11 protein-coding genes are annotated in these 12,324 nt (G+C 66.7%); 3 read left to right on the plus strand and 8 right to left on the minus strand.

Annotated features, from left to right (window positions below; all coding sequences use genetic code 11):
* Positions 1-55: 55 nt before the first annotated feature.
* Positions 56-2,239, minus strand: coding sequence for a transglycosylase domain-containing protein (locus FVF75_RS04565; protein WP_148376665.1), 2,184 nt, complete (start codon positions 2,237-2,239; stop codon positions 56-58).
* Positions 2,240-2,506: 267 nt separating this feature from the next.
* On the opposite strand from FVF75_RS04565, the gene FVF75_RS04570 reads away from it, so the two are divergent.
* Positions 2,507-3,832 (plus strand): ammonium transporter family protein, encoded by a 1,326-nt coding sequence (locus FVF75_RS04570; RefSeq protein WP_148376668.1) that lies wholly within the window; start codon positions 2,507-2,509, stop codon positions 3,830-3,832.
* Positions 3,833-3,923: 91 nt separating this feature from the next.
* Here FVF75_RS04570 and FVF75_RS04575 read toward each other — a convergent pair whose 3' ends face one another.
* The 7 genes from FVF75_RS04575 to FVF75_RS04605 form a co-directional block, all read right to left on the minus strand.
* Positions 3,924-5,108 (minus strand): amino acid aminotransferase, encoded by a 1,185-nt coding sequence (locus tag FVF75_RS04575; RefSeq protein ID WP_148376670.1) that lies wholly within the window; start codon positions 5,106-5,108, stop codon positions 3,924-3,926.
* Positions 5,109-5,113: 5 nt separating this feature from the next.
* Positions 5,114-5,968 carry a 3-mercaptopyruvate sulfurtransferase gene (sseA, locus tag FVF75_RS04580; RefSeq protein WP_148376672.1) on the minus strand — a complete coding sequence of 285 codons (855 nt, stop codon included), beginning with the start codon at positions 5,966-5,968 and terminating at the stop codon, positions 5,114-5,116.
* A 61-nt stretch (positions 5,969-6,029) separates the two neighbouring features.
* Positions 6,030-6,485 (minus strand): YaiI/YqxD family protein, encoded by a 456-nt coding sequence (locus FVF75_RS04585; RefSeq protein ID WP_148376674.1) that lies wholly within the window; start codon positions 6,483-6,485, stop codon positions 6,030-6,032.
* Positions 6,482-7,408, minus strand: a complete 927-nt coding sequence (locus tag FVF75_RS04590; protein ID WP_148376676.1) for an AEC family transporter — start codon at positions 7,406-7,408, stop codon at positions 6,482-6,484. The genes FVF75_RS04585 and FVF75_RS04590 overlap by 4 nt, the downstream gene beginning before the upstream one ends.
* 56 nt (positions 7,409-7,464) lie before the next feature.
* Complete coding sequence (gene mbfA / locus FVF75_RS04595; RefSeq protein WP_148376677.1) at positions 7,465-8,445, minus strand: iron exporter MbfA; 981 nt, start codon at positions 8,443-8,445, stop codon at positions 7,465-7,467.
* An 87-nt stretch (positions 8,446-8,532) separates the two neighbouring features.
* Positions 8,533-9,147, minus strand: a complete 615-nt coding sequence (locus FVF75_RS04600) for a PDDEXK family nuclease (RefSeq protein WP_148376679.1) — start codon at positions 9,145-9,147, stop codon at positions 8,533-8,535.
* Between the two features lies 1 nt (position 9,148).
* Positions 9,149-9,853, minus strand: coding sequence for an NYN domain-containing protein (locus FVF75_RS04605; protein WP_148376681.1), 705 nt, complete (start codon positions 9,851-9,853; stop codon positions 9,149-9,151).
* Between the two features lie 159 nt (positions 9,854-10,012).
* On the opposite strand from FVF75_RS04605, the gene FVF75_RS04610 reads away from it, so the two are divergent.
* Positions 10,013-10,267: an I78 family peptidase inhibitor gene (locus FVF75_RS04610; RefSeq protein WP_148376683.1), complete on the plus strand. Its 255-nt coding sequence runs from the start codon at positions 10,013-10,015 to the stop codon at positions 10,265-10,267.
* Between the two features lie 80 nt (positions 10,268-10,347).
* Positions 10,348-11,994, plus strand: coding sequence for a Y-family DNA polymerase (locus tag FVF75_RS04615; RefSeq protein WP_148376685.1), 1,647 nt, complete (start codon positions 10,348-10,350; stop codon positions 11,992-11,994).
* Positions 11,995-12,324 lie beyond the last annotated feature (330 nt).

Consider the following 12,324-nt stretch of genomic DNA (forward strand, 5'->3'; position numbering starts at 1 on the left):
CCATCCACCCTACGCAATGGTTAAAAGCTCAGGGGGCGGGCAGCGTTTCTTGCGATCAGTTGTCGATGCCGAGGATGGTGCGCAGCACGCCCAACAGGCTGTCGGGGGCAGGTGCGGGCGACCTTACCCGGCCACCGTCGTTGCCTGGCCAACCGTTCGGCCCGCCAGTGCCTTCAGAGACCACGGGCGGTGCATCGGGCTTGATCATCGGCAGCGGGCGCGGCGGCAGGTCCTTGTGCACCCGCACCATCGTCTCGCGCCAGATCTCGGCAGGAAGCCCGCCGCCGGTGGTGCCTTTCAGGGGCGTGTTGTCGTCATAGCCCATCCAGACGCCGGCAACGTAGTCGGCGGTGAAGCCCAGGAACCAGGCGTCGCGCGCGGCGGTGGTGGTGCCGGTCTTGCCGGCGGCCTCGCGGTCCGGCAGGTTGGCGCGCTGCCCACTGCCACGCAGCATCACCTGGTGCATCATGTAGATCAGTTGTTCGGCGGCGGCGGGTGTGATCACCCTCTCGCCGATGCCGCCTTCCTGCTCCATCAACGGTGCGTCGTCGCCCAGCAGGCGCAATTCCACCAGCCCGTAGGGCGTCACCGACGAGCCGCCGTTGAGGATGCCGGCATAGGCGCCGGTCATCTCCAGCAGGGTCGACTCCGATGCGCCCAGCGCCAGCGCCGGCCCCAACGCGAGATCGCTTTCGATCCCGAACATCCCGGCGACGGTGCGCACGTTCTCGCGCCCGACCGCCTCGGACAGTTTCACCGCCGGAATGTTCAGTGAATTGGCCAGCGCGTCGGTCAGTGTCACCCAGCCACGAAAATCGTTGGTGTAGTTGGTCGGGCTCCACGGCCCCGAACCGGGAATGTCGATGGTGATCGGCGCATCCTCGATGATGCTGTCATAGCGCCAGCCGAGATCGAGCGCCGCCGCATAGACGAAGGGTTTGAACGCCGATCCGGTCTGCCGCATCGCCATCGTCGCGCGGTTGAAGGCGCCGGTCACCTGGGTCTTGCGCCCGCCGACCATGGCACGCACCGCCCCGTCCGAACTCATCACGACAATTGCCGCCTGGGCCTTGGACTCCGGGCTGACCTTGTTCTCGAACACCCAGGCCAGCGCCTCTTCGGCGGCTTTCTGGATCTTCTGGTCGAAGGTGGTGCGGATGAACACGTCTTCGGTGGTGTCGCGGGTCAGGAACGACGGGCCGGTATTCATCATCCAGTCGGCGAAGTAGCCGCCCGCGCGCGCCTCGGCGGCCTCGGACAACTCGGCAGGGGCGTTGCGGGCGCGCTCGGCCTCGGCGGCGGTCAGATAGCCCTGTTCCTCCATCAGCTTGATCACGGTCAACGCCCGCTCCCAGCTTCGGTCGAGGTCGTTGGTCGGGGCATAGCGGGTCGGCGCGGTCAGCGCACCGGCCAGAACCGCCGCCTCCGAGGTGTCCACCTCGGAGGCCGGTTTTCCGAAATAGCGCTGGCTTGCCGCCTCGAAGCCGTAGGCCCCCGAGCCGAGGAAGGCGCGGTTGAGGTAGATCGTGAGAATCTCGTCCTTGGAGAACCGTGTCTCGAGCGCCATCGCATAGACGGCCTCCTTGACCTTGCGCCACAGGCTCGATTCGCGGCAATCGGCCTCGTATTCGGCTTCGGTCATGCCGCTGGCGGGGTCGTAGGGCACCCCGAGACAGACCAGTTTCGCGGTCTGCTGGGTGATGGTCGAGCCGCCGTGACCCGAGAGCGGGCCGCGCCCTTCGGACAGGTTGATGCGGATGGCCCCGGCGATGCCGCGCGGGCTGACGCCGAAATGCCGATAGAACCGCTTGTCCTCGGTCGCTACGACCGCGTTTTTCAGTACCTCCGACACGTTCTCGACGGTGATCAACCCGCCGAACTGTTCGCCGCGCCAGGCGAAAACCTCGCCGTTGCGGTCCAGCAGCGTGACCGAGCCGCGCGCGCGTCCGTCGACCAGCTTGTCGAGCGGCGGCATCGACGCGGTGTAATAGAGAATACCGGCCCCCAACAGCAGTGCCGCGGCGACCGCGGCGGTCAGAGACAGCTTGAACACCACCCGCCACATCCAGCGGACAAGCGCCAGCGGCAACGCGATCAGCCAATGCCGCCTGCGTCTGGGCGGCTTTGGCGGACGGGGGCTGCGCCGCTTGGGTTTCCTAGTCTCGGCCGTCTTGCGCGCCGGGCGTGCATACCTCTTGTCCGCGACCAGCGGCGGGCGCCGGGAACCGTTCTTTGCCATCGTTGTCCTTCTGGGCCTGCTCTTTCGGCCCCGAACTTAACGAAGCGGCGGGCCGATGACGAGAGCGAAGGCACGCCGGGGCGGCCTGTGCCGTTCACGATCTGCACGGAAATTGGGCAAGGCGGTGCGCAGATGCAGAAAATTCGGGTGACTGCCGGGTTTGGGCTTGCGCATACCCCGATGTCCCTTGCCGCACCGCAGCGCAGACCGCTTGGCTGAGGTCATGCCGAATGCCGCGCAGGCAGGGCCAGAAAGGGACCGACAGACATGCAGCCGAAACCCATGCTTTTCTCCGCGCTCACCACGGCGCTCGCGCCGACGATATCGCTGGCACAAACAGCGGAGGCGATGCCGCCCGCCGACGAGATTGGCTATATCTTCAACACTTTCATGTTTCTCGTGACCGGGTTTCTGGTGTTCTGGATGGCGGCGGGCTTCTCGATGCTCGAGGCCGGGCTGGTGCGCTCGAAGAACGTGGCGATGCAGCTGACCAAGAACATCGCGCTCTTTTCCATCGCGGCGATCATGTTTCACCTGGTCGGCTACAACCTGCTCTACCCGGGCGAGGGCTGGACGATCTCCGGCGTTCTGGGGGCATTCGCGCCCGCCGTGCTGGAGCCGGTCGGAGGATCGGCGCAGACCGACCTCAGCTATGCCTCGGTCGGGTCCGACTTTTTCTTTCAGATGATGTTCTGCGCCACCACCGCGTCGATTGTCTCGGGCGCGCTGGCCGAGCGGATCAGGTTGTGGCCGTTCCTGATCTTCACGCTGGTGCTGACCGGGTTGATCTATCCGGTCGAGGCATCGTGGAAATGGGGCGGCGGGTTTCTGGACACGGTGTTCGGGTTCCAGGACTTCGCCGGGTCCACGCTGGTGCATTCGGCCGGTGGCTGGGCGGCACTGGCGGGGGCGCTGATCCTTGGGCCCAGGCTGGGGAAATACGGACCCGGCGGCAAGGTCAACGCCCTGCCCGGGTCGAACCTGACGCTCGCGACGCTGGGCACCTTCATCCTGTGGCTGGGCTGGTTCGGGTTCAACGGCGGCTCGCAGCTTTACATGAACAGCGCCGGCAACGTCGCCGACATCAGCCGGATCTTCGCCAACACCAACGCCGGCGCTGCGGGGGGCGCACTGGCCGCGCTGGGGCTGACGCAGCTTCTCTACCGCAAGATCGACCTGACCATGGTGCTGAACGGGGCGCTGGCGGGGCTGGTGTCGATCACCGCAGAACCGCTGGCGCCGTCGCTCGGCATGGCCGCGCAGATCGGGGCGCTTGGCGGGGTGATCGTGGTGATCGCCGTGCCGCTGCTGGACCGGCTCAGGATCGACGACGTGGTGGGCGCGATCCCGGTGCATCTTGTCGCCGGCATCTGGGGCACGCTCGCGGTGCTGTTTTCCAACGACGAAGCCACACTGGTAGGACAGGTGGTTCCGATCCTGATCGTCGGCGCGTTCGTCTTTTCCGTCTCGGGCGCGGTCTGGCTGATCCTGAAGGCGACGCTGGGATTGCGCGTCGATGCCGAGGCCGAGGCCAAGGGGCTGGACCGGGCCGAGCTCGGGATGGAGGCCTATCCCGAGTTCACCAACGGGTGAGGGCTGGGGGCGCTGCCCCCAACGGTCGGTTTGCGGGGCAAACCGACCTCCCCCCGAGGTATTTCGGAAACAAAGAAGCAGGTCGGGGTCGTCAGACCCCGGCGTCGATGATCGCGTCCGCCAGCAGGTCGACCGTCTTGCTGTTCAGCCCGGCGATGTTCATGCGCGAATCACCGATCATGTAGATGCCGTGCTTTTCGCGTATGTGTTCGACCTGTTCGGGGGTCGCGCCAAGGCGCGAGAACATGCCGCGGTGCTGGGCGATAAAGCCGAAGCGGTCCGATCCGCTGCGTGCGCGCAGGGCCTCGGCCAGTTGCGTGCGCAGGCCGAGCATTCCGGTGCGGATCTCTTCCAGTTCCGCCGTCCACTCGGCGCGCAGGGCCTCGTTCTCGAGAATCATCATCACCAGCCGCGCGCCGTGATCGGGCGGGAATGAGAAGTTCTGGCGGTTGAGATGGGTCAGGTTGGCCTGGGTAACACCGCGCGATTTCGCGTCCGGCGTGACTGCCATCAACAGCCCGGTGCGTTCGCGGTAGACGCCGAAGTTCTTGGAACACGACGCCGCGATCAGCGCGCCCGGCAGGCGCTCGCAGATCAACCGCGTGCCGGCGGCGTCGGCCTCGAGCCCGTCGCCGAAACCCTGGTAGGCGATGTCGATGAACGGTGTCGCGCCCTTCTCGCCGATCAGGGTGGCGACCTCGTCCCATTGCGGCAGGGTCAGGTTGGCGCCGGTGGGGTTGTGGCAGCAGCCGTGCAAGAGCACCACGTCGCCGGGTTTCACCCCCGCCAGGTCTTCCATCATGCCCGCGAAATCGACGCCGCGCGTTTCATCGTCGAAATAGCGATACTCGGCGATGGCCAGCTTCAGGTGCCGGATGATCGAGGGGTGGTTGGGCCAGGTCGGGGCGGAAACCCAGATCGTCGCCTCGGGCGTCGCCATCTTGACCAGTTCGAGCGCCTGGTGGATCGCGCCGGTGCCGCCCGGTTGCGCGGCATAGGCGAGGCGGTCGTCGGGGACGGTGTCGCCCAGCACAAGACCGGACAGGGCACGACCGAAGGCGGGATCGCCCGCCAGCCCGGTATAGGCCTTGGTGGTCTCGATCTCCCAAAGCTGCTTTTCGGCCTCTTTTACCGCGCGCATCACCGGGGTGTTGCCGGTGGCATCCTTGTAGACGCCGACGCCGAGGTCGATCTTGTTCTCGCGCGGATCGGCCCGGTACTGCTGCATCAGGGCCATGATCTTGTCTTCGGGCTGCGGCTTGAGATGTTCGAACATGGCGGTCAGTCTCCGGTTGCGATCTTGAGATCGTTGTACATGCCCCATTCCGCCCACGACCCGTCATAGACGGCATGGCGGGGGTGGCCGAGGCGGGTCAGGGCGAGGTCGAGGATGCAGGCGGTCACGCCCGAGCCGCAGGTCGAGATCACGGGCTTTGCCAGGTCGATCCCGGCGGCCTCGAAGGCGGCCTTGAGCTCTTCGGGCGATTTCATCGTGCCGTCTTCGTTCAGGAGGTCGCCGTAGGGCAGGTTGCGCGAATTCGGGATATGGCCCTTGCGCAGCCCCTCGCGCGGCTCCGGTTCTTCGCCGCGGAAACGCCCGGCAGAGCGGGCGTCGACGATCTGCCAGTCGCCAAGCTTGGAGGCCGCGGCCACCTGCGTCACGTCCTTGACCAGGTCGGACTGGCGGCTGACCGTCATGTGCCGATCGCGCACGATCGGCGGCATGTCCTCGGTCGCACGGCCTTCGGCGACCCATTTCGGCAGACCCCCGTCCAGCACCGCGATGTCCATCTTGCCCATCAGGCGAAACAGCCACCAGACCCGCGCCGCCGACATGAGCCCGGCGCCGTCATAGACCACCACCTGATGCCCGTCGCCGATGCCCATGGCGCGCATCCGGCTCATGAACTTGTCGACCGGCGGCACCATGTGCGGCAGGTCCGATCGCAGATCGGCAATCTCGTCGATGTCGAAAAAACGCGCGCCGGGGATATGGGCCGCCTCGTATTCCGCCCTCGGGTCGCGGCCATTGTCGGGCAGATACCATGACGCGTCGATCAGTCGAAGGTCGGGGTCGGCCAGGTGCCGGGCCAGCCAGTCGGTCGAGACCAGAGTTTTCGGATCGCTGTGCGGCATCGGCGCCCCCATCATGTGTCCGTCACTGCCTACAAAGCAGGGGGGCGACGTGCAAGGGGCGTCAGGCGCGCGGGGTTTGCGCGGCGATGCGCAGCGCACGTTCCAGCGCATCGCGAAACCGGGCGCGGTCGGCCTTGGAGAAGGGTCGCCCGCCGCCCTGCCGGAACGGGTCGCTGGCGCGCAGGTCGGCCATCAGGTCGCGGCTGGCAAGCTGGTTGCCGATGTTGGCGGGGGTGAACGCCTCGCCGTTGTGGCGAATCACCTGCGCGCCCGCGGCCACGCATTTGGCGGCCAGCGGCACGTCGCCGGTGACAACCACATCGCCCGGCCCTGCGCGCTCGGCGATCCAGATGTCGGCAACGTCCGGCCCGTCGGGGACATAGACCATTTCGACCAGCGGATTGGCCGAGGGGCGCAAGCCGCCGTTCGACACCACCGCCACGCGCACCTTGTGACGGGTGGCGATCTGTTCGACCTCGGCCTTGACCGGGCAGGCATCGGCATCGACGTAGATCACAGGCTCACCCAGGCAATCACCGCCGAAACGGTCAGGATCGACACCGCCGTCGACACCAGGATCGAGGCGGAGACCCGTTGCGGCGCGACGCCGTAATGTTGCGCCAGGATATAGACGTTGCCGGCCACCGGCAGCGCGGCTGCGGCGATCATCACGCTGGCCGCGAACGGCTCGACCGGGAAGACCAAGAGCGCCATTACCGCCACCGCCGCCGGGTGCAGCACCAGTTTCGCGGTCGAGAGCCAGGCGGCGACCGACAGCCGCTCGGCCGATTTGGTCGCCAGCGACGCACCGATGGCAAAAAGCGCGCCGGGCGTGGCGGCGGCGCCGAGGATGACCATGAACTGGTTGACCGGGCCGGGCAGCGGCATGCCGGTGGCCGACCATGTGAACCCCAACACGATGGACACGATCATCGGGTTGGTCATCAGCCCCTTGCCGATCGTGACCAGCGCCCGCGGCGAGATCCGCCCGTCGCGGTGCCCGGTGATCAGGATCACGATCAGGCTGCCGAACACCACCAGATCGACCGCCAGCACCATCATCACCGGGCCAATCGCCGCCTCGCCCATCAGCATGGCCAGAAGCGGGATGCCGAGAAAGCCGGAATTGCCGATCACGCCGCATTGCGCCTCGACCGCCGCTTCCTCGATGCCGCGCCCCCGGATCAGCGCAACCGCGGTGACCAGCAGGTAGACCGCGCCGGTGCCGGCCAGGTAGGCCCAGACGAAGGACCAGTCGAACACATCGCCCAGTTGCAGGTTGGCAGAGAACCGAAACAGCATCGCCGACAGCGCGAAATAGAACACGAACCGGGTCAGCGCCGCCGTTGCCGACGGGCTGAAAAACCCCGTGCGCCCGGCGCCATAGCCAAGGCCGATCAGGGCGAAAAACGGAGCGGTCTGGGTCAACACGGCAAACATGGCCGCCGCCTAGCACGGCGGCGGGACAAGAGCCATGGGCAAGGCGGCGTGCGGTTTCAGCCGCCGCCGATCAGCACACCGGCCGCGAACACCAGCGCGCCGCCCAGAACAACCTGGAACGTGGCGCGCATGAACGGTGTCTGCATATAGCGGTTCTGAATCCAGACGATCGCCCACAACTCGACGAAAACCACGATCATCGCGATGGTGGTGGCGGTCCAGAAATCCGTGATCAGGTAGGGCAGGGCGTGACCCAGACCGCCCAGCGTGGTCATCACCCCCGAGGCGGCGCCGCGTTTCACCGGGCTGCCGCGCCCCGAAAGCTCGCCATCGTCCGACGCGGCCTCGGTGAAGCCCATCGAGATACCGGCGCCGATGCTGGCGGCGAGGCCGACCAGGAAGGTCGTGTGGGTGTCCTGGGTCGCGAAGGCGGTGGCGAAGATCGGCGCCAGCGTCGAGACCGACCCGTCCATCAGCCCGGCCAGACCGGGCTGCACCCAGGTCAACACGAACTGGCGATGCGCGGCGCGGTCTTCGGACGACCGGGCATCGTCGCCGAGATGCTCGGCCTCGAGCTCTCCGGCCATCTCGGTGTGTCCGGCCTCGGCGGCGGCAAGGTCGCCCAACAGCTTGCGGGTGTCGGCATCGGTCGACCGGTCGGCGGCCTTGCGATAGAATTTCTCGGCCTGGCGCTCCATCTCGCTGGCCTCGGCGCGCATCCGCTCCAGCCCCAGGTTCTCGATCAGCCAGACCGGGTTGCGGGCGTAGAAGCCCGAGACATGCTCGCGCCGGATCAGCGGGATGACATCGCCGAACCGACGCTTGTGCGCCTCGATCAGGAGGCGGCGATGCTCGTCCTCTTCAAGCGCCATCTCCTCGAACACTTTGGCCGACGCGGGAAAATCCGTGCGCAGCCGTTCGGCATATTGCCGGTAGATGCGCGCGTCGTCCTCTTCGTTCGAGATCGCGAGCGCGAGGACTTCCTGTTCGCTCAGATCAGAGAACCTGCGCCGTCCGCTGGTGATTCCGGGGATCATCTGAAACCTCTTGTTTGGAATTGTTCCAAACTAGCCGAATTGCAGCCAGGTTCAAGCCGTGCGTTTCTCGAACGCGAGGGGACGAAATCATTTCGTTTCCAGAGACGCAACGTGAGACCCCGATTTCAATTCAAACAAGTCCTTTTCATCAAGAACCCAAACCCGTTGAAAGCGGGTATTTCGCGGAATCGCTCCATCCAGCCAACTTAATACGTTCTGCGCATCTTCGAATAGCGTCGCGCTGGTGTTCAAATACATCAAGAGCGCGTCAGTAGCCGGGCTGCATTGCGCTATCTTTCTTGTATGTGCAGACCGAACTGCTGTGTGCGCCATTTGAGATCGGCCCGGCGTATCGATGTCCATTCCTCTTACTATCAATTCTTTGGAGGTTCGGGCGTCGCGGGCCTCTTGTGTCCATTGCGCCTGTTCCTCCGGGTCGACCGCCTCTGTGACTTCTATTCCCAATCGAGCCTGGCCCGCGGAGAAGAAGAAATCCGGGTTCTCACCCTCTTGAACGATTATGGGGAACTCAAATTCGCCAGTTGGCACGATTGCGCGCAAGAACCTGTTGAAAACCCAGCGCTCCAGTTCCTTTTGATGCCCGCGCGCGTCCAGTCTGTCGGGTGCCAGCTTACCCCATGATGTCAACTCTTGCCGAAGGTCTTCATGACGATCGGCTCTCAGAGTCGTTTTGTAACCCACCTCAGTCCAGCCGCCGCACAAGCACGTGGTTGCCCTCGCGCTTGGTCTCGAAGCGCTTCAATTCGCGGATCAGGTCCGACAGCTTGGCCTTGCCATAGCTGCGCGTGTCGAAGTCGCGGTGGTCGGCCTGGATCGACTGGCCGATCTGGCCGAGCTGATACCACTCGCCCTCCTGGTCTATTTTTTCCATCGCCGCCAGGATCAGTGGCATCGCCTCTTGCGGCGCGCGTTTCGTGGGCTTGGCGGCGGTCTCTTCGGGGCGGGTTTCGGTGATGTTCTCGATCATCACGAACCGGGTGCAGACGTTCTTGAGGCTCTCGGGCGTCTTGCTCTCGCCGATCCCGATCACGTCCAGTCCCTGTTCGCGGATGCGGTTGGCGAGCGCGGTGAAATCGCTGTCGGAACTGACCAGAACGAAGCCGTTGAACCGGCCGGTATGCAAAAGGTCCATCGCGTCGATCACCAGCCCGATGTCGGTGGCGTTCTTGCCCTTGGTATTGGCCGATTCCTGGTGCGCGACCAAGCCCAGCGCCTGCACCTTCTTGGCCCAGGCGTTCATGCCCGACGACGACCAGTCGCCATAGACCCGCCGCAGCGCCGGTTCCCCATAGGTCGTGATCTCGCTCAGGATCGCCTCGGCGTGTTTTGCCGCGATGTTGTCGCCGTCGATCAGGACCGCCAGAAGTTTGGTGCCGTCGTTTGCCATGTGCTACCTTTCCAGAAAACGCCGGCCGGGCCGGTGCCGCCACCTTGGCCCGCGGCGGGGCCAAGGTAAACCACCCGCGGAGTCTTGCCGGTGCCCGGCGCGCGTCTTGCCCGGGCAGTCCGTCTGCGGCTTCATGGCTTTGGTCAAAAGGAGGGAGTCATGCGAAATTTCCTTGTCATTCTGTCCCTGCTCGCCGTGGCGGGTTGCGAAAACGCCAGCATCGGGACAAAGACCTGCCCGGCTGCGGACCTGCAGCATCTGATCGGAGCGCCACAGGGGGCGCTTGACCCGGTCGGGTATGATCCGACGCGCATCGCCGGGCCCGACGATGTGGTGACGATGGACTACAATCCCCAAAGGCTCGATGTGCGGGTGGATGCCGGGGGCAGGATCGTGTCGATAACCTGCGGCTGATGCGTCGGGAGATGCTGCGCTCTCGACTCTTTCGGGCCGGTATGAGAACATAGTGCGAACATCAGCAGTTCTGCCAGCCCATGCCCCGGAAGCGATATCTCAGCCTGTGGTTTCCCCGCCTTGCCGCCGAACGGCTGTTGCGGCAGGATCGTGGCGCGTCGCCGGGGCCGCTGGCGGTGGTTGCCGACCGGCGCGGCGCGCAGGTGCTGGCCTCGCTCTCGGCCGAGGCCGAGGCCCTGGGGCTGACGCTGGGCCAGCCGCTGCGCGATGCCCGCGCGATCTGTCCCGACCTGGTGTCGCAGCCCGAGAACCCGGTGGCCGAGGCGGCGTTTCTGACCACGCTCCGGCGCTGGGCGGGCAGGTTCACGCCCTGGGTCTCGGAGGAGCCGCCGGCGGCGCTGGTCCTCGACATCACCGGCTGTGCGCATCTGTTCGGCGGCGAAGACGGGCTGGTGGCCGAGGTCGAGCGCGATTGCGCCCGGCTGGGGCTGAGCCTGCGGCTGGGGCTGGCCGATACCGTCGGCGCGGCCTGGGCGCTGGCCCGGTTCGCGGCCGGACCCGCGGCTGTGACCCATGCCGGCGATGCGATCGACCAGGAGGCGCGCGCCACCCGATCGCGCGCGGCCAAACGGCGGCACTGGACCCGCGGCGGCCAGCCGCCGCGCCCGCTGCCCGCAGCCAGTGCGGCCCGCATCGCCCCGGTGGGTGGCAGCCGCAGCGCCATCGCGCCCTTGCCGGTGGCGGCGTTGCGCCTGCCGGGCGAGACCGTCGAGGCGCTGACCCGGCTGGGGCTTCGGCGCATCGACGACATTCTCGGCACGCCGCGCGCCGGGCTGGCCCGGCGGTTCGGCACCGGGCTGGTGCGCCGGCTGGATCAGGCGCTTGGGGTCGAGCCCGAGCCGGTTTCGCCGGCCCGCCCGTCGGTGCGTTTTGCCGTGCGCCTTGGCCTGCCCGAGCCGATCGGGCTGGCCGAGGACATCACCGCCGCGCTCGACCGGCTGTTGCCGGAGCTGGCCGAGCGCCTGGCCCGCGCCGGACGCGGTGCGCGCCGGGTGCGCATCGAGTTCAGCCGCGCCGACCACACCATGCAGGCGTTGGAGGTCGGGCTGGCCCGCCCCAGCGCCGCCGCCGAACGCATCCGCCCGCTCTTGATGATGAAGCTGGGCGAGGTCGAGCCGGGCTTTGGCATCGACCAGCTGCGCCTGTCGGCGCCGCTGCACGAACCGGTGCATCCCGAGCAGCATCGCGGCCATGTCGAGGCCGGGCGGCGGGCGGATATACCGGGCGACAGCCGCGAGGTCGAGGACCTGATGGGCCGGATCGGCGCCCGGCTGGGGCTTGAGGCGCTGACCCGGCTGCATCCGGCCGAAAGCCATGTTCCCGAGAAAGCCGCGCTGGTGATGGCCGCGGCCTTCGCGCCACCGGCCCGGGACTGGGTTGCCGGGGCCGAGCGTCCGCTGAGACTGTGGCCGCCGGAGCCGGTGACCATGCCCGACCGGCCGGACCCGGCGGACAGCTTTCGCTGGCGCGGCCGCGATCACGAGGTGGTGGCGCGCCGTGGCCCTGAACGGATCTCGCCGGAATGGTGGCTGGACGAACCCGGCTGGCGCTCGGGCCAGCGCGACTACTGGCGGGTGACGACGCACCGGGGCGAGCGGCTGTGGCTCTATTTTGCCCATGGCGCGGCCCTGTCGGCCGGCTGGTTCTGCCACGGCATGTTTGCCTGAAGGGGGCTGTCAAACGGAGCGCCTGCGGCGCGCACGACAGCAAGACGGGGGTTCCACCCCCGAAACCCCCGGAGTGTATCGGCCAAGATGAAGACAGGATCGCCTGTCGCGGTCCGGGGGTCTGGTGCGATGATCGGGAAAGAAAAATCCCCGGTGCCGCGAACTGGGTGGGGGCTGTTAAGTGCGGCACCGGGGTCGGGTCACCGACCCGATAACAAGGCGATCATCCCGGGCAACAGCGGCGGGACAAAGAAGGAAACGGGGAAACTTCGGGGCGATACGGTGTTCAATTTGGCACCGGGACACGCGGGGATTGATTTGCGCGCCGGT

The organism is Maritimibacter fusiformis, assembly GCF_008086115.1.
GTDB classification, from domain to species: domain Bacteria; phylum Pseudomonadota; class Alphaproteobacteria; order Rhodobacterales; family Rhodobacteraceae; genus Muriiphilus; species Muriiphilus fusiformis.

Coding starts and splice junctions, on each gene's coding strand:
- FVF75_RS04615 (WP_148376685.1), top strand. CDS start 10,348: ATGCCCCGGAAGCGATATCTCAGCCTGTGGTTTCCCCGCCTTGCCGCC.
- FVF75_RS04565 (WP_148376665.1), bottom strand. CDS start 2,239: ATGGCAAAGAACGGTTCCCGGCGCCCGCCGCTGGTCGCGGACAAGAGG.
- FVF75_RS04590 (WP_148376676.1), bottom strand. CDS start 7,408: ATGTTTGCCGTGTTGACCCAGACCGCTCCGTTTTTCGCCCTGATCGGC.
- mbfA (WP_148376677.1), bottom strand. CDS start 8,445: ATGATCCCCGGAATCACCAGCGGACGGCGCAGGTTCTCTGATCTGAGC.
- FVF75_RS04610 (WP_148376683.1), top strand. CDS start 10,013: ATGCGAAATTTCCTTGTCATTCTGTCCCTGCTCGCCGTGGCGGGTTGC.
- sseA (WP_148376672.1), bottom strand. CDS start 5,968: ATGCCGCACAGCGATCCGAAAACTCTGGTCTCGACCGACTGGCTGGCC.
- FVF75_RS04605 (WP_148376681.1), bottom strand. CDS start 9,853: ATGGCAAACGACGGCACCAAACTTCTGGCGGTCCTGATCGACGGCGAC.
- FVF75_RS04570 (WP_148376668.1), top strand. CDS start 2,507: ATGCAGCCGAAACCCATGCTTTTCTCCGCGCTCACCACGGCGCTCGCG.
- FVF75_RS04575 (WP_148376670.1), bottom strand. CDS start 5,108: ATGTTCGAACATCTCAAGCCGCAGCCCGAAGACAAGATCATGGCCCTG.